Origin of the sequence: Actinocrinis sp. (genome assembly GCF_035938995.1) — a bacterium.
GTDB lineage: Bacteria > Actinomycetota > Actinomycetes > Streptomycetales > Catenulisporaceae > DASZGI01.
Map to the genome: position 1 here is coordinate 1 of NZ_DASZGI010000027.1, position 25,628 is coordinate 25,628.

Consider the following 25,628-nt stretch of genomic DNA (forward strand, 5'->3'; position numbering starts at 1 on the left):
GAGAGCCGCGATCAGATCGTGGGGCTGTACCACCGCGTGTGGGCCCACTCGGACGCGACGATCGACGTGCTGCCGCTGGATGCTTTAGGGCAGGTGCCTTGGTGGCCGAGCGAGCGACGTGAGGTGACGCTTCATCGGATCCTGGTCCACATGACCACCGAGACCTATCGGCACGCCGGTCATGCCGACATCGTGCGGGAACTGATCGACGGGGCTGTCGGGATGCGGAAGGACGCCTCCAACATGCCGGCCGAATCCGAGGAGTGGTGGGAGAACTACCGGAACCGGCTTGAGGTCGTCGCGCGGGAGGTCGACAAGGGGTGTGCCGGTGGGAGCCGCCAGTAAGCGCCAGTGCCGGGGCGACCGCGGGGTCGGCGGGGCGGTGAGCTCGTGGCCCGCCGTTGGTGCTGCCTGGCCGCTCTGTGGATGATGAGGACGGTGTGAAAGGTCCTTTGCTGGGTAGGTGACGGGAAAAGGCAGACGCGGCGGGCATTGGCGGCCAGCCGCGTCTGGTGCTTTGTGCGTTGCGTTGTTCTGCTTCGTTCTGTCGCGCTCTTCGGCCACGAGGATCGGGTGGGGGGAGGGGTTACTCCTCCTCGAAGTCCTCTTCGTCCTCGATGTCGCCCTCGTCGGAGAAGTCGCCGTCGAAGTCGATCGCGCGGCGGGCGTCCGCGTCCAGCACGCCCCACTCGATCAGCTGGTCGACCAGGATCGACGGCTGCTGGTCGAAGATCACCGAGAGCGTGCGCAGGTCGTCCTGGCGGATCGACAGCACCCGGCCGTTGTAGTCGCCGCGCTGGCTCTGGATCGCGGCCACGTAGCGCATCAGCGGCGCCGCCTTGTCCTCGCCCAGGTTCTGCAGCACCTCGAGGTTCAGGATCAGCTTCGGCGGCAGCTCGGCGGCGGCGTTCGGCGCGTTGCCGGGCAGCAGCTCGTGCACGGGCACGCCGTAGAAGTGGGCGAGCTCGGCCAAGCGCTGCACCGTCACCGCCCGGTCGCCGCGCTCGTAGGAACCCACGACCACGGCCTTCCACCGGCCCTGCGACTTCTGCTCGACCCCGTGCAGCGACAAGCCCTGCTGGGTTCGGATCGCGCGGAGCCGGGCACCCAGCGCCTTGGCGTACTCAGTGGACATATGCACTCCCCATCGAAAGCCTCGCGTCGTGACAATCGGCTACCGGGCGGGACTGGTTCGGCGCGGCCCGCCCGACGTCGAAGGTCGGATCGGGTCGGCTCGCCCTGGTCGTCCGAAGGGTGCCGGTCCGGTCGCCCGTGGCGGCGACCTCGGCTGATGTTACGCAGAGTAACCTCGCGCCGTCAAGGCAGTCGCTCACCGGATAACCGAACTGTGGACGTCTCCCACCCTATGTCATGGTGTGCGACTAGCTCGCTTTGGGTCAGCTGTCCGAAACCGTGTGTCGCGGTGGTGTAGCGGCCTTATCGTGCGGGTTTGGACGGCGGTATCCGGCCAGGCTTTGGCGAAAAGTTGACCTTGGCACTGCCTGATAGGCTAGGCGATCGACCGCAGCCGCGATCATCCGACGTCCTTTAAGTCCTGTCCCGTGAGACAGGGAAGGAGGTCTGCTTCGGCATGACCATACAGTCCGGCGCCCGGCTTTCCGGCCTCGACCCCGCCGCCGCACGCGCCGTCCTCGACGCCCCCGCCCTAGAACGGGCGCTGACGCGTATAGCGCACGAAATCCTGGAACGCACCAACGGTGCCGAGGATGTCGTTCTCCTCGGCATCCCGACTCGCGGTGTCTTCCTCGCCCGCCGGCTGGGCGCCCTCATCGCCAAGTTCGAGGGCCGCGAGACCCCCGTGGGCTCCCTCGACATCACCATGTACCGCGACGATCTGCGGATGAAGCCCGCCCGCGCCCTCGCGAGGACCGAGATCCCGAAGGAGGGGATCGACGGCCGGTTGGTGATCCTGGTGGATGACGTGTTGTTCTCGGGGCGTACCGTGCGGGCGGCTTTGGATGCCCTGAACGACTTGGGCCGGCCCCGGGCGATCCAGCTGGCGGTGCTGGTGGATCGCGGGCACCGCGAGCTGCCCATCCGCGCCGACTACGTGGGGAAGAACCTGCCGACCTCGCTGAGGGAGGCGGTCGAGGTGCACCTGCACGAGACGGACGGCCGCGAAGCCGTGCTCCTAGGCGTGAAGGGGGAAGCGGCATGACGGCCCCGGCGAAACGCGTGAGCCACCTGCTGTCGACGCAGGACCTGTCCGCGGAGGAGGCCATCCTCGTGCTGGACACCGCCGAGGAGCTGGCGCGCCTGTCCGACCGGCCGATCAAGAAGCTGCCGACGCTGCGCGGGCGTACGGTGGTCAATCTTTTCTTTGAGGATTCGACACGGACACGGATCTCGTTCGAGACGGCGGCGAAGCGGCTGAGCGCGGACGTCATCAACTTCTCGGCCAAGGGTTCGAGCGTGTCTAAGGGGGAGTCGCTCAAGGACACCGCCTTGACGTTGGAGGCGATGGGTGCGGATGCGGTCGTGGTGCGGCATTGGGCGTCCGGGGGTGCGTACCGGCTAGCGCACGCGGGATGGATCCGCGGCGCTGTCATTAACGCAGGGGATGGGACACACGAGCATCCGACACAGGCGCTGCTTGACGCCTACACATTGCGGCGGAGGCTTGGCTCTTTGACGGGGCGACGCGTCGCGATCGTGGGCGACGTACTGCACAGCCGGGTGGCCAGGTCGAACGTGCACCTGCTGGCGACGCTGGGCGCCCAGGTCACGCTCGTCGGCCCGCCCACGCTGCTGCCGCTGGGCGTCGAGTCGTGGCCCTGTGAATCGTCGTACGAGCTCGACCCAGTGCTGCCTAAATGTGACGCCGTCATGATGCTGCGCGTGCAACGCGAGCGGATGAACGAGGCGTTCTTCCCGACCGAACGCGAGTACAGCAGGAGGTACGGGCTCCAGGCGGGGCGGATGGCCGCGCTGCCGGAGCACGCGGTGGTGATGCACCCCGGGCCGATGAACCGCGGCCTCGAGATCTCGGCGGAGGTGGCCGACTCGGTCCGCTCGACGGTGACCGAGCAGGTCGCCAACGGGGTCTCGGTGCGCATGGCGGTGCTCTACCTGCTGCTCGGCGGATCGGAGCCCGCGTTCGGAAAGGAAGAGGAGGCCGCGGGCCGATGAGCGGTACCGAGAGTCGATACGTCGTCCGGGGGGCGCGCCTGCTCGGCGGCGAGGTGGGCGACCTCTATATCCGGGACGGGGTGTTCGTGCGCGAGGCTCCGGCCGGGGCGTCGGTGATTGATGCGGACGGGCTGATCGCCCTGCCGGGATTGGTCGACCTGCACACCCATTTGAGGGAACCGGGCCGCGAGGATGCGGAGACGGTCCTGACCGGGACGCGCGCGGCGGCGGCCGGGGGCTTCACCGCGGTGCACGCGATGGCGAACACCGATCCGGTGGCGGACACGGCCGGCGTGGTCGAGCAAGTGTGGCGACTGGGGCGGGAAGCCGGGTACTGCGACGTGCGGCCGGTCGGCGCGGTGACCGTGGGCCTGGGCGGGCAGCGGCTGGCGGAACTCGGCGCGATGGCGGATTCGGCCGCGCGGGTGCGGGTCTTCTCCGACGACGGGCACTGTGTCTCGGACGCCGCGCTGATGCGCAGGGCCCTGGAGTACGTCAAGGCGTTCGGCGGCGTGATCGCCCAGCACGCCCAGGAGCCGCGACTCACCGAGGGCGCGCAGATGAACGAGGGCGAACTGTCCGGGCTGCTCGGGCTGCGCGGCTGGCCCTCGGTGGCCGAGGAGGCGATCATCGCGCGCGACGTGCTGCTGGCCGCGCACACCGGGTCGCGGCTGCACGTATGCCACCTGTCGACCGCCGGCTCGGTGGAGATCGTGCGGTGGGCCAAGGCGAAGGGGTACCCGGTCACGGCCGAGGTGACGCCGCATCACCTGCTGCTGACCGAGGAGCTGCTGCGCGGCTACGACCCGGTCTACAAGGTGAACCCGCCGCTGCGGACCGCCGCCGACGTCGAGGCGGTGCGCGCCGGTCTGGCGGACGGCACGATCGACGCCGTCGCCACCGACCACGCGCCGCACCCGGTCGAGGCGAAGGACTGCGAGTGGGCGGTCGCCGCGATGGGCATGCTCGGGCTGGAAACCGCGCTGTCGGTGGTGCAGCGGACCATGGTGGAGACCGGGCTGCTGGACTGGGCCGGGGTCGCGGACCGGATGTCGGCCCGGCCGGCGCGGATCGGCGGCCTCGCCGACCACGGGCGCGGGCTCGGCGTCGACGCCCCGGCGCACCTGACCCTGGTCGATCCGGGCGCGTCCCGGGTGATCGAGGCTCGGGCGCTGCAATCGCTCTCCCGCAACACGCCGTACGCCGGGATGAAGCTGCCCGGCGCGGTCGTCGCCACCTTCCTGCGCGGCGAGCCGACCGTGCTGGACAGGCGGGTGGTCGAGCGGTGAGCGTGATGACGAATGCGGGCACTGTGTCTGGGCTCGCTGGGTCCGGGCTGCTCGCGGATGCGCCGCACAGCGCGCCGGTCACCCACTGGTTCCTGCGCATCCTGCTGACGATCGTGGTGCTGGCGGTCCTCACCGGCGTCTACTGGCTGATGTGGCGCGGCTGGAAGAACCGTGCGGCACGCCAGTCCGAGTTGCCTGTGCCGTCGACGGCAGCGCCGCCCCACGCGGCGTTCGGCGAACCGGCCGAGGGCGTCTACGCCTCGACGACGGTCTCAGGGGACTGGCTCGACCGGATCGCCGCGCATGGGCTCGGCGTGCGCAGCAACGCGCGGATGAGCGTCGGCGCGGCCGGGGTGCTGGTGGCCCGCGAGGCCGCACCCGATCTGTTCATCCCGGCAGACGACCTGGTCCACGCCCACCTCGCCCCGGGCATCGCCGGAAAGGTGACCGGCGGGGACGGGATCGTCCTGCTGACCTGGAGGCTGGGCGACGCGACCCTGGACTCCGGGTTCCACCCGCGCGCCAAAGGCGACCGGACCCGGCTTATCGCCGAGGTCGGCGTCCTGATCACGGAGAGGACGGCCGCATGAACACGACGAAGGCGGTGCTGGTGCTCGAGGACGGCCGGACCTTCTCGGGGGAGGCGTACGGCGCGGTCGGCGAGGCATTCGGCGAGGCCGTGTTCGCCACCGGGATGACCGGCTACCAGGAGACGCTCACCGATCCCTCCTACCGGGGCCAGGTGGTGGTGATGACGGCCCCGCACATCGGCAACACGGGCGTCAACGATGAGGACCCGGAGTCCGGGCGCATTTGGGTCGGCGGCTATGTGGTGCGCGACCCGGCCCGGCGGGTGTCGAGCTGGCGGGCCACGCGCTCGCTCGACGACGAGCTGAAGGCGCAGGGCGTGGTCGGCATCAGCGGGATCGACACCCGCGCGCTGACCCGCCACCTGCGCGAGCGCGGCGCGATGCGCGTGGGGATCTTCTCCGGGGAGGTCGCCAAGACCGAGCCGACCGCGCTGCTCGGCCGGGTGCGCACCAGCCCGCAGATGAAGGGCGCGAACCTGACGGCGGATGTGGCGACGGCGCAGCCGTACCTCGTCGAGGCCATCGGCGAGCGGCGCTTCACGGTCGCGGCGATCGACCTCGGCATCAAGGCGATGACCCCGCACCGGATGGCCGAGCGCGGCATGCGGACCCACGTCCTGCCCGCAGGGTCGTCCGTGGAAGACGTGCTGGCGCTCGAACCCGACGGGGTGTTCCTGTCCAACGGGCCGGGCGACCCGGCCACCGCCGACGCCCAGGTCGAGCTGACCCGGGCGCTGCTCGAGCGGCGGGTTCCGGTGTTCGGGATCTGCTACGGCAACCAGATCCTCGGGCGCGCCCTGGGCTTCGGGACCTACAAGCTCAAGTACGGGCACCGCGGCATCAACCAGCCGGTGCAGGACCGGCTGACCGGCAAGGTCGAGGTCACCGCCCACAACCACGGATTCGCCGTGGACGCGCCGCTGGACCGGGTGTCCGACACCCCGTTCGGCCGGGTCGAAGTCAGCCACGTGTGCCTGAACGACGGCGTGGTCGAGGGACTGCGGTGCCTCGACGTCCCGGCGTTCTCGGTGCAGTACCACCCCGAGGCGGCGGCCGGGCCGCACGACGCCGCGTACCTGTTCGACCGCTTCGCCGAGCTCATGCGCGGCGACCGCGGCGGCGCCGAACCGACGCAGGACGCGAACAAGGAGGGCAGCGGCTGATGCCGAAGCGCGAAGACCTCAAGTCGGTGCTGGTCATCGGCTCCGGGCCGATCGTGATCGGCCAGGCCTGCGAGTTCGACTACTCCGGCACCCAGGCCTGCCGGGTGCTGCGGGCCGAGGGCCTGCGGGTGGTCCTGGTCAACTCGAACCCGGCCACCATCATGACGGACCCCGAGTTCGCCGACGCCACCTACGTCGAGCCGATCACCCCGGAGTTCGTCGAGAAGATCATCGCCAAGGAGCGGCCCGACGCGCTGCTGCCGACCCTGGGCGGGCAGACGGCGCTCAACACCGCGGTCGCGCTGGCCGAGTCCGGCGTGCTCGAGAAGTACGGCGTCGAGCTGATCGGCGCGGACATCGCCGCGATCCAGGCCGGCGAGGACCGGCAGCGGTTCAAGCAGATCGTCGCGTCGATCGGCGCCGAATCGGCCCGGTCGGTGATCTGCCACTCGATGGAGGATTGCCTCGCCGGCGTCGAGACGCTGGGCGGCTACCCGGTCGTGGTGCGTCCCTCGTTCACCATGGGCGGCGCCGGCTCCGGCTTCGCGCACGACGAGGAAGAACTGCGCCGGATCGCCGGCACCGGGCTGCAACTCTCGCCGACCACCGAAGTGCTCCTGGAGGAGTCCATCCTCGGCTGGAAGGAGTACGAGCTCGAGCTGATGCGAGACCGCAACGACAACGTCGTCGTGGTCTGCTCGATCGAGAACCTGGACCCGATGGGGGTGCACACCGGCGACTCGATCACGGTGGCCCCCGCGATGACCCTCACCGACCGCGAGTACCAGAGGCTGCGCGACATCGGCATCGCGGTGATCCGCGCGGTCGGCGTGGACACCGGCGGCTGCAACATCCAGTTCGCGGTCGACCCGCGCGACGGGCGGATCATCGTGATCGAGATGAACCCGCGCGTCTCCCGCTCCAGCGCGCTGGCGTCGAAGGCCACCGGCTTCCCGATCGCGAAGATCGCGGCGAAGCTGGCCGTGGGCTACACCCTGGACGAGATCCCCAACGACATCACCCGCGAGACCCCCGCCTCCTTCGAGCCGACCCTCGACTACGTGGTGGTCAAGGTGCCGCGGTTCGCATTCGAGAAGTTCCCCGGCGCCGACGCCCGGCTGACCACCACCATGAAGTCGGTCGGCGAGGCGATGGCGATCGGCCGCAACTTCCCCGAGGCGCTGCAGAAGGCGCTGCGTTCGCTGGAGAAGACGGGCGCGCAGCTCGACTTCGCGAGCGAGCCGGGGGACAAGGCCGAGCTGCTGGAGCTCGCCGCGGTGCCGACCGACGGCCGCATCAACACGGTCATGCAGGCGCTGCGCGCCGGGGCGAGCGTCGACGAGCTCTTCGACGCCACCGCCATCGACCCCTGGTTCCTCGACCAGCTCGCCCTGATCGGCGAGATCGCCGAGGAGGTGGCCGCCGCCGAGGCGTTGACCGCGCCGCTGCTGCGCCGGGCGAAGCGGCACGGCTTCTCCGACGAGCAGATCGGCGCGCTGCGCTCGCTCGACGAGGCGGTCGTGCGTGAGGTGCGCCGGGCGCTGGGCGTGCGGCCGGTCTACAAAACGGTGGACACCTGCGCGGCCGAGTTCGCGGCCCGCACTCCCTACCACTACTCGACATACGACGAGGAGACCGAGGTCGCGCCGCGGGAGAAGCCCGCGGTCATCATCCTCGGCTCGGGGCCGAACCGGATCGGGCAGGGCGTCGAGTTCGACTACTCCTGCGTGCACGCCTCCTTCGCGCTTCGCGAGGCCGGCTACGAGACCGTCATGGTCAACTGCAACCCGGAGACCGTCTCCACCGACTACGACACCTCCGACCGCCTCTACTTCGAGCCGCTCACGCTCGAGGACGTGCTCGAGGTCGTGCACGCCGAGCGGCAGGCCGGCCCGCTGGCCGGGGTGATCGTGCAGCTGGGCGGCCAGACCCCGCTGGGCTTGGCGCAGCGGCTCAAGAACGCCGGGGTGCCGATCGTGGGCACCAGCCCCGAGTCGATCCACCTGGCCGAGGACCGCGGCGCGTTCGGGCGGGTCCTGGCCGAGGCCGAACTGCCCGCGCCCAAGCACGGCACCGCGTTCTCGTACTCCGAAGCCAAGGCGATCGCGGACGAGATCGGCTACCCGGTGCTGGCGCGCCCCTCGTACGTGCTCGGCGGGCGCGGCATGGAGATCGTGTACGACGCGGACTCGCTCGCGGAGTATCTGGAGCGGCACGCCGGGCTGATCTCCGAGCACCCGGTGCTGATCGACCGCTTCCTCGACGACGCGATCGAGATCGACGTCGACGCGCTCTACGACGGCGACGAGCTGTATCTCGGCGGCGTCATGGAGCACATCGAGGAGGCCGGGATCCACTCCGGCGACTCGGCCTGCGCGCTACCGCCGATCACCCTCGGCGGGCAGAACGTGAACCGGCTGCGCGCCTCGACCGAGGCCATCGCGGCGGGGGTGGGCGTCCGGGGGCTGATCAACATCCAGTTCGCGCTCGCCGGGGACGTGCTGTACGTGCTCGAGGCCAACCCGCGCGCCTCCCGCACGGTGCCGTTCGTGTCCAAGGCCACCGCGGTCCCGCTGGCCAAGGCCGCGGCCCGGATCAGCCTCGGCGCGACCATCGCCGAACTGCGCGCGGAAGGCTTGCTGCCCGCGCGGGGTGACGGCGGAACGCTCCCGTTCGACGCGCCGATCGCCGTCAAGGAGGCCGTGATGCCGTGGTCGCGGTTCCGGCTTCCGGACGGCCGCGGGGTCGACGTGGTGCTCGGGCCGGAGATGAAGTCCACCGGCGAGGTCATGGGCATCGACGTGGACTTCGGCTCCGCCTTCGCCAAGTCCCAGGCCGCGGCGTACGGACCGCTGCCGGTCAAGGGCCGGGCGTTCGTGTCGGTCGCCGACCGGGACAAGCGCTCGATGGTGCTCCCGGTCAAGGCCCTGGCCGACCTCGGCTTCGAGATCCTGGCCACCGAGGGCACCGCCGAGGTGCTGCGCCGGAACGGCGTCAGCGCCACGGTCGTGCGCAAGCACTCGCAAGGGCCGGGGCCGAACGGCGAGCCGACCATCGTGCAGCGGGTCCTGGCCGGGGAGGTGGACCTGATCGTCAACACCCCGCACGGCGTCGGCCCCCGCCTGGACGGCTACGAGATCCGCACCGCGGCCATCGCGATGGGCAAGCCGTGCATCACGACGGTGCAGAGCCTGGCCGCGGCGGTGCAGGGGATCGACGCGCTGCGGCGCGGGGACGTCGGCGTCGGCTCCTTGCAGGAGCACGCCGCCCGGCTCGTCGCTTCTCGAGATGGCACAGCTCTAGGTGGCACAGTCTCGCGGGACGGTGCCCGGGCGGACGGCTGATGTTCTACCGGCTGCTGTTCGCCGCCCTGTTCCGGCGGATGGACCCGGAGCGCGCCCACCGGCTCGGTTTCGGCGCGATCCGGGCCGCCGCGGCGGTGCCGGGCGGGGCGCGGGTGTTGCAATCCGCGCTTCGCCCGGCTGACCCGGCGCTTCGGGTGCGGGCGCTCGGCCTGACCTTTCCCGGGCCGTTCGGCCTGGCCGCGGGCTTCGACAAGAACGCGGTGGGGATCGACGGGCTGGCCGCCCTCGGCTTCGCGTTCGTCGAGATCGGCACGGTCACCGCGCGGCCGCAGCCGGGCAACCCGGCGCCCCGGATGTTCCGGCTGCCGCGCGACCGCGCCCTGGTCAACCGGATGGGCTTCAACAACGACGGCGCCGCGGCGGTCGCCCGGCGCCTGGCCGCGCGCCGGGACCGGCTGGCCGGGCGCCGTAGCGCCGCCCCCGCGGTGATCCTCGGGGTCAACATCGGCAAGACCAAGGCGGTGCCGGAGGCGGAGGCCGTCGCCGACTACATCGCGTCGGCCAAGCTCCTCGCCCCGTACGCCGACTACCTCGTGGTCAACGTCTCCTCGCCGAACACGCCCGGGCTGCGTGACCTCCAAGCCGTCGCGGTGCTGCGGCCGCTGCTGACGGCGGTGCGGGAGGCGGCCGAAGCGGCGGCCGGGCGGCATGTTCCGCTGCTGGTCAAGATCGCTCCCGATCTGGCCGACGAGGATGTGGACGCGGTCGCCGACCTCGCGGTCGAGATCGGCCTCGACGGGATCGTGGCCACCAATACGACCATTGGGCGCTTGGGCCTCACGACCCCGGCCGACGAGGTCGCCGCGCTCGGCGCGGGCGGCCTGTCCGGACCGGTGCTGCGCGAGCGCTCGCTCGAGGTGCTGCGGCGGCTGCGCAAGCGCGTCAGCGAGGACATGACGATCATCGGCGTCGGGGGCGTCACCACGCCCGAGGACGCCGCCGAGCGCCTGGCGGCTGGCGCGACGCTGCTCCAGGGTTTCACCGGATTCATCTACGAGGGGCCGTTCTGGGCCGCCCGGATCCACAGAGGTCTGCGGCGCCGCATGGTTCAGAGCGGTCTGCGCAAGGAGAGCAACCGATGACGGACACGTTTGGGGCCAGACTGCGCCGCGCGCTGGACACCCGCGGCCCGCTGTGCGCCGGGATCGACCCGCACGGCGCGCTGCTGACTGCCTGGGGCCTGAGCGACGACGTCGCGGGCCTCGAAAGCTTCGCCGGGACGGTCGTCGAGGCGCTCGCGGACCGGGTAGCCGTGCTCAAGCCCCAGTCGGCGTTCTTCGAGCGCTTCGGCTCGCGCGGGGTCGCGGTGCTGGAGCGGACCGTCGCCGACGCCCGGTCGGCCGGAGCCCTGGTCATCATGGACGCCAAACGAGGAGACATCGGGTCGACCGTCGAGGCTTACGCACAGGCGTATCTGGACCCGGCGTCGCCGCTTTTCTCCGACGCGCTGACGGCCTCGCCGTATCTGGGATTCGGCGCGCTCGAGCCGCTGTACTCGACTGCGGAGAAGCACGGCGCGGGCGTGTTCGTGCTCGCTTTCACCTCGAATCCCGAGGGCGCGCGGGTCCAGCGGGCGCGCACCGAGGACGGGGCGACCGTCGGAGCGGCCATCCTCACCGCGGCCGGCGAACGCAACGCGGGCGCGCTGCCGCTCGGCCCGATCGGCGCGGTGGTCGGCGCGACCCTGGCCGACATCCCCTACGACCTGGCCGCGTTGAACGGCGCGCTGCTCGCCCCCGGGCTCGGCGCCCAGGGCGCCACCCCAGAGGACCTGCGCAAGGTCTTCGGCGACGCGCTGCGCAACGTGGTGCCGTCGATGTCCCGCGAGATCCTGCGGCAGGGACCGCGTGTCGAGGCGCTGCGCGAGGCCGCCGCCCGCTCCGTCGACGCGTGCCGCAGAGCCCTGGGTTACTGAACACTGAGTCACTGAACGCAGGGCGCCTGGACGCTCTGCTTGCCTGGTCGGGAGGGCCGCCGCGCGAGGTTCCGCGTAGATCGATCCGAGTCACCTATGCTGCGCTTGTGGGAGCTGGGTAGTACGAGGTCGGGAGCCGGACGGAAGGAAGCACGGTGGTGCAGCTCAGGGCGACCGATAAGCCGGAAACGGAGGACGAGCCCCCGCGGCATCCGCCTCCGCTGTGGCGCAACCGGGACTACGCGGGCTGGTGGGTCAGCTCGCTGGTCTCCTCGCTCGGCAGCGCCATGTCCCAGCTCGCCTACCCCCTGCTCATGCTGTACGCGACCAACTCGGTCGCCCGGGCCGGCATCGTCGGCGCCTGCCTGAACATCGGCGGCCTGTCCACCGGTCTGCTCGGCGGCGCCCTGGCCGACCGCTACTCGCGCCGGGTCCTGGTCGTGACCGCCGACCTGGTGCAGGCCGTCGCCGTCAGCACGGTGGTGTTCGCGGTCGCCAACGGATTCGTCAACGTCGGGCACATCGCCGCCATCGCCTTCATCCAGGGCATGTGCAACGGCATCAGCGGCGCCGCCATGACGCCGACGCTCAAGCGGATCGTGCACGAGTCGCAGTTCCCCGCCCTCGCGGCCTCCAAGCAGGGCCGCGACATGATCGCCCGGCTGGTCGGCCCCCCGGTCGGCGGCGCGCTGTTCTCCATCGCCCGCTGGATACCGTTCCTCGGCGACGCGGTCTCCTTCGTGGTCAGCGCGATCGGCGTGGCGGCCATCCGCCGCCCGCTCGGCCCCGACGCCGCCGACCGCGAAGCGCACTCCTCGTCGCTGGCCGCGCTGCGCGAGGGGATCGCCTACATCCGCACGAACACGTACCTGCGCTTCCTGGTCGTGTGGGTGCCGCTGCTCAGTGCTTCGTTCGGCGGGATGGTGCTGCTGACCATCGCGCTGATCAAGCTGCGCGGCGGCGGCCCGACCACCGTCGGCGTGGTCACCACCATCGCGGCCGTCGGCGGACTCGGCGGCGCGCTCGCGGCGCCGATCCTGGCCCGGCACTTCAAGACCAGGACCCTGGTGATCACCATGGCCTGGCTCGTGGTCTTGGTCGCGGTGGGGCTCGCGGCCGCCCCAAGGCCCTGGGAGATCGGCCTGGTCGGCGCGCTCGCGGTGTTCCTGGTGGTGCCGCTGAACGTCATGCTCGAGTCGTACCAGCTGCGCGTCGTCCCGGACGCGATGCTCGGCCGCGTCGCCGCGGCCCTCAGCTTCAGCTCCTCCGGCCTGCTGTGGACCGCGCCGCTGACGACAGGTGTGCTGGCCGACAACTTCGGTACCCCGACCGCGATGCTCGTGGTCGCCGGGATCCTCGCCGCCCTGGCGATCTGGTGCACGCTCGCAAAGGCGCCGCGCGAGATGGACCTGCGGACGCCTATGCAGCAGAGCACCGGGCCGAGCCCGGACGATCAGTCCCCGGGCTCCTCGACGCAGCACCCATAGACACAGCGCTCATAGACACAGCTCGCCCTAGGGACAGCGGCGAGCCGGGTGAGTAGGGTGCGGAGGCATGGCGCTCCCATTACCCTTCACCACCCGCCCCGAGCTGGCAGGCACTTTCGGCATGGTCGCCAGCACCCACTATCTCGCCACCGCGGCCGGCATGTCCGTCCTCGAGCGGGGCGGCAACGCCTTCGACGCGGCGGCGGCCGCGGCCTTCACCCTCCACGTGGTCGAGCCGCACCTCAACGGCCCCGGCGGCGAGGTCCCGGCGATCTTCGCCACCGCCGCCGACCCGGTGCCGCGGGTGTTGTGCGGGATGGGCACCGCGCCCGCCGCCGCGACCCTCGAGCGCTTCTCCTCCCTCGGCCTCGACCTGATCCCCGGCACCGGGCTGCTGCCCGCGACCGTGCCCGGAGCAGTTGGGGCCTGGCTCACCCTGCTGCGCGACCACGGCACGCTGCCGCTGCGTGACATCCTCGACTACGCCCTCGGATACGCCGAGCGCGGGCATCCGCTGATCCCCGCCGTCGCCGGGACCATCTCCACGGTCGCCGGCCACTTCCGCGTGCACTGGCCGACCTCGGCCCGCCAGTGGCTGCCCGGCGGCGAGCCTCCGGTGCCCGGACAGCTGTTCGCCCTGCCCAGGTTGGCGGCCACCTACAGCCGTCTGCTGGCAGAGGCGGAGGCAGCCGGATCCGACCGGGAGACGCAGCTCGACGCGGCGATACGCGCCTGGTACGGGGGCTTCGTCGCCGAGGCGATCGACGCCTTCTGCCGCAACTCCGTCCTCGACGAGTCGGGCCGCGCCCACGCCGGCCTGCTGACCGGGGACGACCTGGCCGGCTGGAATCCCTCCTACGAGCGCACCGTCAGCCTGGACTGGCACGGCCTGACCGTGCACAAGGCCGGCCCGTGGACACAGGGGCCCGTCCTGCTCCAGCAACTGGGCATGCTCGAAGCGCTCGGGGAGCTGCCCCCGCCCGGCAGCGCCGCCCGCATCCACCGGGTCACCGAGGTCGCCAAGCTCGCCTTCGCCGACCGCGAAGCCTGGTACGGCGACGATCCGGGCGTGCCGCTCGCAGACCTGCTCGATCCCGGCTACTTGAGCGCTCGCGCCGCGCTCGCCGGCGACACCGCGTCGGCCGAGCTGCGCCCGGGGTCTCCCGGCGGCCGCGTCCCCCGGCTGGCCGAGTTCCTGTACTCCTCCCGATCGATCGCCTCCGGCGGCGGCGCCCTCGACGCCATGGCGGCCGTGGAGGGCGCCGCGGCCGGACCGGAACCGGCGGCGCCGGGAGAGGCCCAGGTCAGCGCGAGCGGCGCCACCCGGGGTGATACTTGCCACATCGACGTGGCGGACCGGTGGGGAAATATGATCTCCGCCACTCCCTCGGGCGGCTGGCTCCAGTCCTCCCCGGCGATCCCGGGCCTCGGTTTCTGCCTCGGCACCAGGGCCCAGATGTTCTGGCTGGAAGCGGGCCTGCCTGCGACGCTCACCCCCGGACGGCGCCCCCGGATCACTCTCAGCCCCTCGCTGGCCACCCGGGACGGAAAGCCGGTCTGGGCCTTCGGCACGCCCGGCGGCGACCAGCAGGACCAGTGGCAACTCTTACTTCTTCTCGGCCATATCGCCGACGGCCTCGGCATGCAGGCCGCGATCGACGCGCCGGCGTGGCACAGCAACGCCGTCCCCTCGTCCTTCGCCCCGCGCCGCCGCGAGCCCCGTGGCTTGGTACTCGAGGATAGATTTTCAGCTCATACTATTGGTGAGCTGCGGAAACTAGGTCACGATGTGTTGATGTCCGGGCCTTGGTCGCTGGGCAGACTCTCCGGTGTATACCGAGATCCTGATACCGGTATCCTGCACGCCGCGGCCAATCCGCGCGGCTCCCAGGGCTATGCCGCGGGCCGTTGAAAGCGCTCCCAAGGGCGGGTTTCCGCCGTCAATCCCCGCAAAGAATCCCGCCATCGCGTGCACGCGCCGCCGAGAACTCCGGTACGCTCCGGTTTTATCGCAGACCAGCAGGGGTGTCATCTTGCTACTCCCGCTCGAAGCGACTAGGTTCCGGCAACGGACCACCGAGTCGGCGACCGTGTGAGCGGACGACGACTCACCCCCACCGATCCGCATCGACGTCATGAGGTGAATAGGCGTGGCTCTTCCGCCCCTCACTCCCGAACAGCGCGCGGCCGCCCTTGAAAAGGCCGCTGCGGCCCGGCGTGAGCGTGCCGAAATCAAGAACCGGCTCAAGCACTCCGGAGCCTCGCTCTCCGAGGTCGTGCACGAGGGCCAGAAGAACGACGTAATCGGCAAGATGAAGGTCTCGGCTCTGCTCGAGTCCCTGCCGGGCGTCGGGAAGGTCCGGGCCAAGCAGATCATGGAACGGCTCTCCATCTCCGAGACCCGCCGGGTCCGGGGCCTGGGAGCCAACCAGATCGCGGCCCTCGAGCGCGAGTTCGGCGGCGCGAAGTAACATCGGGCGCCGCGGGATCCACCCGGGTGACCGGGTGGCACCCGTTCCGCGCCGAGACGGCTCTCGGGCGGTCGTCCGGCTCCTTCTCGGCGCGGGTCGCCGACCCCGCCGGTCCGCGCGGTGCGGTAGCCTCCGTCGGTGTGAACACCACACACCCCGGACCGACCGCCCCGCCGAACCAGCCGGCCTCAGGCCGGCGGCTCATCGTGCTGTCCGGCCCGTCCGGGGTCGGCAAGAGCACCGTGGTGTCCCACCTGCGCAAGACCCGTCCCGAGGTCTGGCACTCCGTCTCGGTCACCACGCGGTACCCCCGCCCCGGCGAGATCGACGGCGTGCACTACCGCTTCGTCGACGACGCCACCTTCGACAAGCTGGTCGAGGCGGGCGAGCTGCTCGAATGGGCCAAGTTCGCGGGACACAGATACGGCACCCCGCGCCAGCCGGTGCTGGACCGGCTCGCTTCCGGGGCGCCCACCCTGCTGGAGATCGACCTGCAGGGGGCCCGCCAGGTGCGCTCCGCGATGCGCGAGGCGCTGCAGGTGTTCCTGGCCCCGCCGAACTGGGAGGAACTGGTGCGCCGGCTCACCCGCCGGGCCACCGAGCCGCCCGAGGTGATCGACCGCCGGCTGGCCGCGGCCCGCGTCGAGCTGGCCGCCGAGTCCGAGTTCGACGTCACCCTCGTCAACACATCCGTCGAAGACGTGGCGCGCGAACTGCTAGAATTGATGGGTCTTTCCTGATCCATCCCCTTTCTTCAACGCGGAAGGCCTGCCTTGTCCGTGACCGAGCCCGAGGGCATCATCAACCCGCCGATCGACGAGCTGCTCGAGGCGACCGACTCGAAGTACAGCCTGGTGATCTACGCGGCCAAGCGGGCCCGGCAGATCAACGCGTACTACTCGCAGCTGGGCGAAGGCCTGCTGGAGTACGTCGGCCCGCTGGTCGACACCCACGTGCATGAGAAGCCGCTGTCCATCGCGCTGCGCGAGATCAACGCCGGCCTGCTGACCGCGGAGCCGATCGAGACGCCCCCGGCCGCGTAGCCGCGCCGCCGGTGTCGCAGCCCTCCCCGGAGGCCCCGGCCCCCGCGAAGCCCAAGGTGATCCTGGGCGTCGGCGGGGGCATCGCCGCGTACAAGGCGTGCGAGCTGCTGCGCCGCTTCACCGAGTCGGGCCACGACGTGCGCGTCATCCCCACCGCCGCGGCGCTGCGCTTCGTCGGCGCTCCCACTTGGGAGGCGCTGTCCGGCCACCCGGTCTCCGCCGAGGTCTGGGACTCGGTCCACGAGGTGCCGCACGTGCGGCTCGGCCAGGAGGCCGACCTCGTGGTCGTCGCGCCCGCCACCGCCGACCTGCTGGCCAAGGCCGCCCACGGGCAGGCCGACGACCTGCTCACCAGCACGCTGCTGACCGCGCGCTGCCCCGTGGTCTTCGCCCCGGCGATGCACACCGAGATGTGGGACCACCCGGCCACCCGGGACAACGTCGCCACCCTGCGCCGCCGCGGCGCCCTCGTGCTGGATCCCGCGGTCGGCCGGCTGACCGGCAAGGACACCGGCCCCGGGCGGCTGCCGGAACCCGCCGCGCTGTTCGACGCGGCCGAGGCCGTGCTGCGCCGCGGCGGCCCGATTCCCGAAGACCTGGCCGGGCTGCGCGTCGTCGTCTCCGCGGGCGGCACCCGCGAACCGCTGGACCCGGTGCGCTACCTCGGCAACCGCTCCTCCGGCCTGCAGGGCTACGCGCTGGCCGCCGCCGCCGCGGCCCGCGGCGCGGAGGTCACCCTCGTCTCCGCCAACGTCGCGCTGCCTGATCCGGCCGGGGCTAAGGTCGTGCGGGTCGGCACCGCGCTCGAGCTGCGCGAGGCGGTGCGCGCCGCGGCGGCCGACGCCCAGGTGGTGGTGATGAGCGCGGCGGTGGCCGACTTCCGCCCCGCCGAGTACGCCCCGGCCAAGATCAAGAAGTCCGACGACAGCTCCGCCCCGGTCGTGACGCTCGTTCAGAACCCGCACGTACTCAAGGAACTGGGCCGCGAGCGCCTCGCCCCCGGCCAGACCGTCGTCGGCTTCGCCGCCGAGACCGGGGACGCCGAGCACGGCTTCCTGGAGCTGGGCCGCCGCAAGGTCGCCGCGTACGGGGTCGACCTGCTCGTGGTCAACGAGGTCGGCGCGGACAAGGTGTTCGGCAGCCCGGTCACCGAAGCGGTGATCATCGGCGCGGACGGCACGGAGACGGCGGTACCGCTGGGAGCCAAGCGAGCCCTTGCCGACGCACTGTGGGACCGGGTCACCCTGTTGCGGCGCGGCACCGGCCAGTAGGGTCGGCTCGGTGTACCCTTCGGCCCGGAATAGCCCGGTGACCGGCGCCGCTGGATAGACTAACCCGACCCGAGAAGTCAGCAGCCGCTGCGAGAAGGAGCCGTCCTGTGGTCCGTCCGGACACCGACCGCCGTCTGTTCACCTCCGAATCGGTGACCGAGGGCCACCCCGACAAGATCGCCGACCAGATCTCAGACTCCATCCTCGACGCGCTGCTCAAGGAGGACGCCGCCTCGCGGGTCGCGGTGGAGACCATGATCACCACGGGGCAGGTGCACATCGCGGGGGAGGTCACCACCACGGGCTACGCCGACATCCCCACCATCGTGCGCGAGACGATCCTCGGCATCGGCTACGACTCCTCCAAGAAGGGCTTCGACGGCGCCTCCTGCGGGGTGTCGGTCTCGATCGGGTCGCAGTCCCCGGACATCGCCCAGGGCGTGGACGCCGCCTACGAGGCGCGCGTGGAGGGCGAGGCGGACGAGCTGGACCGGCAGGGGGCCGGAGACCAGGGCCTGATGTTCGGCTACGCCTGCTCGGACACCCCGGAGCTGATGCCGCTGCCGATCGCCCTGGCCCACCGGCTCGCCGAGCGGCTGGCCCGGGTGCGCAAGGACGGCACGGTGGCCTACCTGCGCCCGGACGGCAAGACCCAGGTCACCATCGAGTACGACGGCGACCGGCCGGTACGCCTGGACACCGTCGTGGTCTCCAGCCAGCACGCCTCGGACATCGACCTGGCCACCCTGCTCGCCCCGGACATCAAGGAGTACGTGGTCGACCACGTGCTCGGCGAGCTGGACCAGGCCGGGCTGGAGATCGACACCGACGGCTACCGGCTGCTGGTCAACCCGACCGGGCGGTTCGAGATCGGCGGACCGATGGGTGACGCGGGCCTGACCGGACGCAAGATCATCGTCGACACCTACGGCGGCATGGCGCGGCACGGTGGCGGCGCGTTCTCCGGCAAGGACCCGTCGAAGGTGGACCGCTCGGCCGCGTACGCGATGCGCTGGGTGGCGAAGAACATCGTGGCGGCCGGACTGGCCAGGCGCGCCGAGGTGCAGGTCGCCTACGCGATCGGCAAGGCCGAGCCGGTGGGGTTGTTCGTGGAGACGTTCGGCACCGAGACGGTGCCGGTGCCGCGGATCCAGGCGGCGGTGGGCGAGGTGTTCGACCTGCGCCCGGCCGCGATCATCCGCGACCTGGACCTGAAGCGCCCGATCTACGGGCAGACCGCGTCCTACGGGCACTTCGGCCGTGAGCTGCCCGACTTCACCTGGGAGCGGGCCAACCGCGTCGAGGCGCTCAAGGCGGCGATCGGCTGACCCGCCCGAACGCGTGACGGGCCCCGGGAACACGGCGTGCGCTGGTCCCCGGGGCCCGCTGCTTTGTCTGCCTTACCTGCCTTAGCCGTTTAATCCGTTCGACGGCGCGGGTGGCTGGTCATGTGCGGACCTCCGCGGCCGCTCATCGCGACTCCGACGACCATGAGCCCGAGGCAGGTCGCCACGCCGCCGGTGACGCAGTTGTTGATGATGGTGCGCGTGGTGTGCACGCTCCCGGCGACGACCCACGGGCTGACGACGGTCCACGCGCCGATGAGCGTCGCGGCCCAGGCCATCGCGTGGGTGCGCTCGTACGCCGAGCCGAAGCCGGCCATCAGCATCGTGTAGCCGATGCCGGTGATCAGGTTGTTCACGGCCAGCGTGGAGAACTGGTTGAAGCCCGCCACCCACGGCGAGATGGCGAGGTAGAGGCCGGCGAGGATGGCCAGGGCCTCGGCCCCCTGGACGCCGGGATTGGTCGCGGCCCGCTCGTACCGGGCGCGAAGGTCGAGGATGTCGGGGTGCTGTTCGATCGGCTGGCCGGTGGGACTCATGGGACTTGGACTTGTGGGAGTGGTCAAGGCGACCACCTCTTCCCTGGGTGCAGACCGGGCGGGTCGCACGGGGACCGGCGCTGGCGGCCCGTCCGAGTCGTGAAACTACTGGTAAATGTAAGAAAACCCCGCATTGTGGTCTGCGTCCAGATCTCGGGGCGGCCATGCGCCGAGCGTGCAACAGTGGCGGACGAGCGGCCAGTGCGGGCTTGTGATCAGCCGGAACGCGACGGGCAAATCCCGGTGCCGTCCGGACTTCGGCGCCAATCCGGTCGAATCGGCGCGCGGATTCGCCCCGTTTCGGCGCACCCGTGTCGGCGCGGTCCGGTACAACAGTGGGGTGACCGACCCCGGCGAGCAGATGGCGCTCGTGCGCGCCGAGGCCGCGCGCGGCCGGGTGCGGGCGGCCGGGCCCGGAACCTCGGCGCAGCCGGCCGAGTCGGAGCCGGTCGCCCGGGTGATCGTCGACGTAGAACCCGCGCACCTGGACCGGCTCTGGGACTACACCGTGCCGGCCAAGCTCCACGAAACGGCGCGGCCCGGCGTGCGGGTGAGGGTCAGATTCGCCGGTCAGCTGGTTGACGGCTACCTCTGGGAACGGGTCGAGAAGACCGACTTCTCCGGGCGGCTCACCCCGCTGCACAGCGTCGTATCGCCCGAGCCGGTCCTCACCCGGGAGATCGGCGAACTGGCCCGCCGGGTCGCCGACGCCTACGCGGGCACCGCGGCGGACGTCCTGCGCCTGGCCATCCCGCCACGTCACGCCCGCACCGAAAAGGCGCTGCGGGATAAGGCACTGCCCGATAAGTCGGGGGACCCGCCCGACATGGCGCGCACCTCGGACGCGGCGCCGCCGCCCACCCCCGACCCCCGTCCGTGGAAGCACTACCCCCACGGCCCGGACCTGCTCACCGCCCTCGCCCAAGGCCAGAGCCCGCGCGCGGTCTGGGCCGCCCTCCCCGGCGCGGACACGCCGGAGATCGACTGGGCGCACGCGCTGGCCGCCGCCGCCCAGGCCACGCTGCACAGCGGCCGGGGCGCACTGATCGTCGTCCCGGACGGCCGCGACGTCGCCCGTGTCGACGCGGCGCTGATCGAGCTGCTCGGCCCGGATCGGCACGTGGCGCTCACCGCCGACCTCGGCCCCGCAGAGCGCTACGGCCGCTGGCTCGCGGTGCGCCGCGGCGAGGTGCGGTGCGTCGTTGGCACCCGGGCCGCGGTCTTCGCCCCGATCACGAACCTCGGCCTGGTGGCGCTCTGGGACGACGGCGACTCGTCCCTGGCCGAGCGCGCCGCGCCCTACTCGCACGCCCGCGAGGTGCTCACCATGCGCGCGCACCAGACCGGCGCCGCCGCGCTGATCGGCGGCTACACGGTCACCGCCGAGGGCGCTCAGCTGGTGGCCCGGCGGTGGGCGCGCCCGCTGACCGCGCCGCGTGCCGTCGTGCGCGAACTCGTCCCGCTCATCCGCACCGTCGACCCCGACCGGGACAACGCGCGCGACTCCGGCGCCGCCCGCGCGAGGATGCCCACCGTGGCCTGGCGGGTCGCCCGCGACGGGCTGCGCTACGGGCCGGTGCTGGTACAGGTGCCGCGCAGCGGATACCTGCCCGCCCTCGCCTGCGTGCGCTGCCGCGAGGCCGCCCACTGCGCGCACTGCCACGGCGCGCTCGCCCTCGCCGGGGCCGAGTCCGCCGCGCGCTGCCGGTGGTGCGGCCGCTTCGCCGAGCAGTGGCGCTGCGACCGGTGCGGCGCCACGCGGTTCCGGGCGCGGGCGACCGGCGCGGCCCGCAGCGCCGAGGAACTGGGCCGCGCCTTCCCGGGGGTTCCGGTGCGGCTGAGTCGCGGCGGCGCGATCCTCACCGACGTCAGCCGCGAGCCCGCACTCGTCGTCGCGACACCCGGGGCCGAACCCGTCGCCGAGGGCGGATACGCGGCCGCTGTGCTGCTCGACGGCGACCTGCTGCTCGGCGTTCCGATGCTGCGCGCCGCGGAACAGACGCTGCGCCGGTGGCTCGGCGCGGCCGCCCTGGTCCGCCCGGCATCCCGCAGCGGGCAGGAACCCGGCGGCGTCGTCGCGGTCGTCGCCGAGCCGGGCGCGGGCGCGGTCCAGGCGCTGGTGCGCTGGGATCCCGGCGGGTTCGCCCGCCGTGAGCTGGCCGACCGCGCCGAACTGGGATACCCGCCCGCCGCGCGCATAGCCGAACTGGCCGCCCCCTATCCGGCGCTCGCCGAGCTGCTCGAGGCGGTGCACGGCGTGCAGGCGCAGGGCGTCCCGCTGCCTCAGGATGCTGACATCCTCGGCCCGACCCCGCTGGCGGCCGGCCGGGACGCGGACGGCCCCGACGCCGCGTACCGCGCCCTGATCCGCTGCTCGCGTACCGGCGGCCGGGCCCTGGCCGAGGCGCTCAAGGCCGCGCAGGGAGCGCGCTCGACGCGCAAGGCCCCGGTGCACGTGCGCGTCCGGATCGACCCCGTGGACCTGGCCTGACGCCCGGTAGACTGGAGCCGTCAAGCTTTCCGCACCACCAGTGAGACGAACGGCGAATTCGTGGCGATCCAGCAGATCCGGCTCTTCGGCGACCCCGTGCTGCGAACGAAGGCAGACCCGGTCGTCGACTTCGACAAGGAGCTGCGCAGACTCGTCAAGGACCTGACGGACACGATGCTCGACGCCCCGGGCGCGGGCCTGGCCGCCCCGCAGATCGGGGTGTCGCTGCGGGTCTTCACCTACAACGTGGACGGCGAGATCGGCCACGTGGTCAACCCGAGCCTCGACTTGTCCGAGGAGACCCAGTACGGCGACGAGGGCTGCCTCTCCATTCCGGATCTGCCCTTCCCGTGCACGCGCGCGCTGCGGGCCGTGGCCCGGGGCTTCAACGAGTACGGCGACGAGATCGTGATCGAGGGCAGCGACAAGCTGGCCCGCTGCTTTCAGCACGAGACCGACCACCTCGACGGCGTCCTGTTCATCGACCGGCTCGACCGCGAGCAGCGCAAGGCGGCGCTGCGGGCGATCCGGCAGGCCGACTGGTCCGGCGGCGCACCCGCGGTGAAGGTGTCTCCGCACGCGACCTTCGGTCAGGCGCGGTAGCGCGCCGTTCGGAAAAGGCCCGGACCACAACGCGACACTTGGCAACGGAACGGGGTGTGGCAATGCGCCTACTCTTCGCCGGAACGCCGGAGACGGCGGTCCCGTCGCTCGAGAGCCTGCTCGGCTCGCGGCACGAGGTGGTCGCGGTGCTGACCCGCCCGGACGCGCCGACCGGGCGCGGCCGGCACATGGAGCCGTCCCCGGTGCGCCGGCTCGCCGAGGAGGCCGGGGTCGAGGTGCTGACGCCGCCGCGGCCGCGAGACCCGGCGTTCCTGGGCCGGCTCGCCGAACTGGCCCCGGACGCCTGCCCAGTCGTGGCGTACGGCGGCCTGATCCCGCCCGCCGCGCTCGCGGTGCCCCGGCACGGCTGGATCAATCTGCACTTCTCGCTGCTGCCCGCGTGGCGCGGCGCCGCGCCGGTCCAGCACGCGATCCTGGCCGGGGACGAGGTGACCGGGGCGTGCACGTTCCGGCTGGAGCAGGGTCTGGACACCGGCCCGGTCTTCGGCACCGTCACCGAGGAGATCGGCCGCACCGACACCAGCGGCGACCTGCTCGCCCGGCTCGCCGTGGACGGCGCGCGGCTGCTGGTCGCGACGCTCGACGGAGTCGAGGAGGGGCGGGTGACGGCGGTCCCGCAGCCGGCGGAGGGCGTCACGCACGCCCCGAAGCTCACCACCGAGGACGCGCGGGTCGACTGGAAGGCCCCGGCGCTGCGCATCGACCGCCAGGTGCGCGCGTGCACCCCGGCGCCCGGGGCGTGGACCACGCTCGCGGGGGAGAGGGTGAAGATCTTCCCGGTGAACCCGATCCCGGGCGTCGTCGATGTCGAACCCGGCGTGATCGTCGCGGACCGGCGCGGGCTCCAGGTGGGCACCGGCTCCGGGCACACCGTCCGGCTCGGCGACGTGCAGGCGCAGGGCAAGAAGCGGATGGCGGCGGCCGACTGGGCGCGCGGCGTGCGGCTGCCGGAGAACTCAAGGTTCGAATAGCGGACCGGCCGCGGCCGGGGCGCGGCAGCAAGAGGCGTGGCCTGCCGCAGTCATCCGCGAGCCGGCGCCATCCGTGGCCCGCAGCCGTCCGTGAGCCCGCCACCGCCTGGAGTGGCGATCGCGTGGACGGAGCTGCACCTCCGATCAGGGATAATGATCGGATGCACACCGACGAAGCCCGCCTCGCGGCATATGACACGCTGCGGGCCGTTTCCGACCGCGAGGCCTACGCGAACCTCGTGCTGCCGAAGCTGCTCACGGAGCGGCGGCTGGACGCGCGCGACGCAGCCCTCGCCACGGAGCTGGCTTACGGCGTGCTGCGCGGCCTCGGCACCTACGACGCGATTCTGGCCGAGTGCGTGGACCGGCCGCTGGACCGGCTCGATCCGGAGATCCTCGACCTGTTGAGACTCGGGGCGCATCAGCTTCTTGCGACACGTGTGCCGCCGCACGCGGCGGTCGCGACGACGGTGGACTTGGCGCGCGCGGTGGTGCACGAGGGCGCGGCGCGGATGGTCAACGCGGTGCTGCGCCGGGTGGACCGGGACGACCTGCGCGGATGGGTGGACCGGGTGGCGCCCGACCCGAGCAAGGACCCGGAGGGGTACCTCGCGATCTACCGAGCGCATCCGCGGTGGGTCGTGTCAGCACTCTGGGATTCCCTGGCCGGACATCGGGGCGCCGAGACGGCGTACGCGGAGATCGACCACCTGCTGGAGGCTGACAACGTCCCACCCGGCGTGACCCTCGCCGCGCGCCCCGGCCTGTCGGACCAGGCGGAGCTGGTGAAGCAGGGAGCTGAGCCGGGCAGGTACGCCCCGACGGCCGCGTACCTCGGCGAGGGCGATCCGGCGCGCATCGAGGCGGTCGCGCGCGGGCGGGTCGGAGTGCAGGACGAGGGCAGCCAGCTGGTTGCACTGGCCCTCGCGGCGGTTCCCCTGGAGACGCCCGCCAGTAACAGGCCCCCGGGAGAAGAGCGCGTCAGTAACAGGCCCTTGGGGGAAGGCGACGCGGGTGGTGGTGACGAGAGTGGTGGTAGGAGCAGCGAGGCAGCCGCGGCGGGCGATGTCGAAGACGAACTCGCGGGCGCCGATGGCTGCGGCGTGGCAGCTGCCGTGGACGGACTTACGGCGGTGTCCTTGGCCGGCGGTCACGGGACCGCGGAGAGAGACGCCACTAACAGGCCCCTGGGGAAAGAGGGCGCAGGTGTTGATGATGAGGGTGATGACGGGGGTGACGCGGTAGGCGCGGGGGCGGGTGCCGTTGGCGCTCGTGACGGCGTGGAAGGTGGCGGCACGGGTTCTGATGGCGACAGTGCTGATCGCGACAGTGCTGATGGCGACGGTGCCGAGGGCGGCGATTCGGCGTCCGCCGCAGAGCTCTGGCTCGACTTGTGTGCGGGGCCGGGTGGCAAGGCCGCGCTGCTCGGTGCCATCGCCGCGCAGCGGGGGGCCCGGCTGATCGCGGCCGAGGTCGCTCCGCATCGGGCGCGGCTCGTCAAGCGCGCCATGCAGCCGATTCGCGGGATCCCCTGGGTCGTCAACGCCGATGGGATCGCGCCGCCTTTCCGCCCCGGTACCTTTTCTCGGGTGCTCGTCGACGCCCCGTGTACCGGTCTCGGTGCTTTGCGGCGGCGTCCCGAGTCGCGGTGGCGGCGCACACCTGCGTCCGTCCCGGAGCTGGCCTCGCTTCAGTACCGCCTGCTTTCGTCGGCGCTGTCCTTGGTGCGGCCCGGCGGTGTGGTCGCCTACGTCACCTGCTCCCCGCATCTCGCCGAGACCCGCTCCGTGGTCGCCGCGGTCCTCGCTTCCCGGTCCGGCTTTTCGCAGATCGACGCGCGGCCGTTCCTGCCCGGCGTCCCGGACCTCGGTTCCGGCCCGGACGTCCAGCTCTGGCCGCACCTGCACGGCACCGAC

22 protein-coding genes are annotated in these 25,628 nt (G+C 72.0%); 20 read left to right on the plus strand and 2 right to left on the minus strand.

All coding sequences use genetic code 11. The annotated features are described in order from the left end of the window. Positions 1-345 (plus strand): DUF664 domain-containing protein (locus tag VGZ32_RS01580; RefSeq protein ID WP_326883945.1); only part of this gene is annotated, 345 nt, incomplete at its 5' end. 241 nt (positions 346-586) lie between these two features. Here VGZ32_RS01580 and VGZ32_RS01585 read toward each other — a convergent pair. Next, complete coding sequence (locus tag VGZ32_RS01585) at positions 587-1,135, minus strand: transcriptional regulator (protein WP_326883946.1); 549 nt, start codon at positions 1,133-1,135, stop codon at positions 587-589. A gap of 456 nt (positions 1,136-1,591) precedes the next feature. On the opposite strand from VGZ32_RS01585, the gene pyrR reads away from it, so the two are divergent. The 15 genes from pyrR to metK all read left to right on the plus strand — a co-directional run bounded on the left by pyrR (position 1,592) and on the right by metK (position 19,072). Continuing rightward, entirely contained in the window at positions 1,592-2,179 is a 588-nt protein-coding gene (gene pyrR / locus VGZ32_RS01590) for a bifunctional pyr operon transcriptional regulator/uracil phosphoribosyltransferase PyrR (protein WP_326883947.1), read from the plus strand. After that, positions 2,176-3,150: an aspartate carbamoyltransferase catalytic subunit gene (locus tag VGZ32_RS01595; protein WP_326883948.1), complete on the plus strand. Its 975-nt coding sequence runs from the start codon at positions 2,176-2,178 to the stop codon at positions 3,148-3,150. Before pyrR ends, VGZ32_RS01595 begins: the two co-directional genes overlap by 4 nt. Then, positions 3,147-4,439, plus strand: coding sequence for a dihydroorotase (locus VGZ32_RS01600; RefSeq protein WP_326883949.1), 1,293 nt, complete (start codon positions 3,147-3,149; stop codon positions 4,437-4,439). Before VGZ32_RS01595 ends, VGZ32_RS01600 begins: the two co-directional genes overlap by 4 nt. Positions 4,440-4,444: 5 nt before the next feature. Beyond that, positions 4,445-5,029, plus strand: a complete 585-nt coding sequence (locus tag VGZ32_RS01605; RefSeq protein ID WP_414642445.1) for a hypothetical protein — start codon at positions 4,445-4,447, stop codon at positions 5,027-5,029. Next, entirely contained in the window at positions 5,026-6,192 is a 1,167-nt protein-coding gene (gene carA, locus VGZ32_RS01610; RefSeq protein WP_326883951.1) for a glutamine-hydrolyzing carbamoyl-phosphate synthase small subunit, read from the plus strand. Before VGZ32_RS01605 ends, carA begins: the two co-directional genes overlap by 4 nt. After that, entirely contained in the window at positions 6,192-9,536 is a 3,345-nt protein-coding gene (carB, locus tag VGZ32_RS01615; protein WP_326883952.1) for a carbamoyl-phosphate synthase large subunit, read from the plus strand. The genes carA and carB overlap by 1 nt, the downstream gene beginning before the upstream one ends. Next, a complete protein-coding gene (locus tag VGZ32_RS01620; RefSeq protein ID WP_326883953.1) occupies positions 9,536-10,639 on the plus strand; it encodes a quinone-dependent dihydroorotate dehydrogenase in 1,104 nt (367 codons plus the stop codon). The genes carB and VGZ32_RS01620 overlap by 1 nt, the downstream gene beginning before the upstream one ends. Continuing rightward, the gene (pyrF, locus tag VGZ32_RS01625) at positions 10,636-11,472 is read left to right on the plus strand and encodes an orotidine-5'-phosphate decarboxylase (RefSeq protein WP_326883954.1); all 837 of its coding nucleotides are present in this window, start codon (positions 10,636-10,638) and stop codon (positions 11,470-11,472) included. The genes VGZ32_RS01620 and pyrF overlap by 4 nt, the downstream gene beginning before the upstream one ends. 155 nt (positions 11,473-11,627) lie before the next feature. Next, entirely contained in the window at positions 11,628-12,959 is a 1,332-nt protein-coding gene (locus VGZ32_RS01630; protein ID WP_326883956.1) for an MFS transporter, read from the plus strand. A gap of 67 nt (positions 12,960-13,026) precedes the next feature. Beyond that, complete coding sequence (locus VGZ32_RS01635; protein WP_326883957.1) at positions 13,027-14,871, plus strand: gamma-glutamyltransferase family protein; 1,845 nt, start codon at positions 13,027-13,029, stop codon at positions 14,869-14,871. Positions 14,872-15,109: 238 nt separating this feature from the next. Beyond that, positions 15,110-15,430 (plus strand): integration host factor, actinobacterial type, encoded by a 321-nt coding sequence (mihF, locus tag VGZ32_RS01640; RefSeq protein ID WP_326883958.1) that lies wholly within the window; start codon positions 15,110-15,112, stop codon positions 15,428-15,430. A 140-nt stretch (positions 15,431-15,570) separates the two neighbouring features. After that, a complete protein-coding gene (gene gmk, locus VGZ32_RS01645; RefSeq protein ID WP_326883959.1) occupies positions 15,571-16,170 on the plus strand; it encodes a guanylate kinase in 600 nt (199 codons plus the stop codon). Positions 16,171-16,203: 33 nt separating this feature from the next. Next, positions 16,204-16,473 carry a DNA-directed RNA polymerase subunit omega gene (gene rpoZ / locus VGZ32_RS01650; RefSeq protein WP_326883960.1) on the plus strand — a complete coding sequence of 90 codons (270 nt, stop codon included), beginning with the start codon at positions 16,204-16,206 and terminating at the stop codon, positions 16,471-16,473. Between the two features lie 11 nt (positions 16,474-16,484). Beyond that, on the plus strand, positions 16,485-17,744 hold the full coding sequence (gene coaBC / locus VGZ32_RS01655; protein ID WP_326883961.1) for a bifunctional phosphopantothenoylcysteine decarboxylase/phosphopantothenate--cysteine ligase CoaBC: 1,260 nt from the start codon (positions 16,485-16,487) through the stop codon (positions 17,742-17,744). 107 nt (positions 17,745-17,851) lie between these two features. Beyond that, positions 17,852-19,072 carry a methionine adenosyltransferase gene (metK, locus tag VGZ32_RS01660; protein ID WP_349263445.1) on the plus strand — a complete coding sequence of 407 codons (1,221 nt, stop codon included), beginning with the start codon at positions 17,852-17,854 and terminating at the stop codon, positions 19,070-19,072. Between the two features lie 89 nt (positions 19,073-19,161). On the opposite strand, the gene VGZ32_RS01665 is transcribed toward metK, so the two are convergent. Next, entirely contained in the window at positions 19,162-19,626 is a 465-nt protein-coding gene (locus VGZ32_RS01665; protein ID WP_326883962.1) for an SPW repeat protein, read from the minus strand. A 361-nt stretch (positions 19,627-19,987) separates the two neighbouring features. Here VGZ32_RS01665 and VGZ32_RS01670 point away from each other — a divergent pair, with 361 nt between their 5' ends. The 4 genes from VGZ32_RS01670 to VGZ32_RS01685 form a co-directional block, all read left to right on the plus strand. Beyond that, complete coding sequence (locus tag VGZ32_RS01670) at positions 19,988-22,117, plus strand: primosomal protein N' (RefSeq protein ID WP_414642446.1); 2,130 nt, start codon at positions 19,988-19,990, stop codon at positions 22,115-22,117. Positions 22,118-22,177: 60 nt separating this feature from the next. Beyond that, positions 22,178-22,720, plus strand: coding sequence for a peptide deformylase (gene def, locus VGZ32_RS01675; RefSeq protein ID WP_326883964.1), 543 nt, complete (start codon positions 22,178-22,180; stop codon positions 22,718-22,720). A gap of 62 nt (positions 22,721-22,782) precedes the next feature. Continuing rightward, the gene (gene fmt / locus VGZ32_RS01680; protein WP_326883965.1) at positions 22,783-23,712 is read left to right on the plus strand and encodes a methionyl-tRNA formyltransferase; all 930 of its coding nucleotides are present in this window, start codon (positions 22,783-22,785) and stop codon (positions 23,710-23,712) included. Positions 23,713-23,873: 161 nt separating this feature from the next. Then, positions 23,874-25,628 (plus strand): RsmB/NOP family class I SAM-dependent RNA methyltransferase (locus tag VGZ32_RS01685; RefSeq protein WP_326883966.1); only part of this gene is annotated, 1,755 nt, incomplete at its 3' end.

What these genes read in the sequence shown, in the direction of transcription:
- VGZ32_RS01585 (WP_326883946.1), bottom strand. Translation starts at nt 1,135, where the DNA reads ATGTCCACTGAGTACGCCAAGGCGCTGGGTGCCCGGCTCCGCGCGATC.
- pyrR (WP_326883947.1), top strand. Translation starts at nt 1,592, where the DNA reads ATGACCATACAGTCCGGCGCCCGGCTTTCCGGCCTCGACCCCGCCGCC.
- VGZ32_RS01595 (WP_326883948.1), top strand. Translation starts at nt 2,176, where the DNA reads ATGACGGCCCCGGCGAAACGCGTGAGCCACCTGCTGTCGACGCAGGAC.
- VGZ32_RS01600 (WP_326883949.1), top strand. Translation starts at nt 3,147, where the DNA reads ATGAGCGGTACCGAGAGTCGATACGTCGTCCGGGGGGCGCGCCTGCTC.
- VGZ32_RS01605 (WP_414642445.1), top strand. Translation starts at nt 4,445, where the DNA reads ATGACGAATGCGGGCACTGTGTCTGGGCTCGCTGGGTCCGGGCTGCTC.
- carA (WP_326883951.1), top strand. Translation starts at nt 5,026, where the DNA reads ATGAACACGACGAAGGCGGTGCTGGTGCTCGAGGACGGCCGGACCTTC.
- carB (WP_326883952.1), top strand. Translation starts at nt 6,192, where the DNA reads ATGCCGAAGCGCGAAGACCTCAAGTCGGTGCTGGTCATCGGCTCCGGG.
- VGZ32_RS01620 (WP_326883953.1), top strand. Translation starts at nt 9,536, where the DNA reads ATGTTCTACCGGCTGCTGTTCGCCGCCCTGTTCCGGCGGATGGACCCG.
- pyrF (WP_326883954.1), top strand. Translation starts at nt 10,636, where the DNA reads ATGACGGACACGTTTGGGGCCAGACTGCGCCGCGCGCTGGACACCCGC.
- VGZ32_RS01635 (WP_326883957.1), top strand. Translation starts at nt 13,027, where the DNA reads ATGGCGCTCCCATTACCCTTCACCACCCGCCCCGAGCTGGCAGGCACT.
- VGZ32_RS01665 (WP_326883962.1), bottom strand. Translation starts at nt 19,626, where the DNA reads ATGAGTCCCACCGGCCAGCCGATCGAACAGCACCCCGACATCCTCGAC.
- VGZ32_RS01670 (WP_414642446.1), top strand. Translation starts at nt 19,988, where the DNA reads ATGGCGCTCGTGCGCGCCGAGGCCGCGCGCGGCCGGGTGCGGGCGGCC.
- fmt (WP_326883965.1), top strand. Translation starts at nt 22,783, where the DNA reads ATGCGCCTACTCTTCGCCGGAACGCCGGAGACGGCGGTCCCGTCGCTC.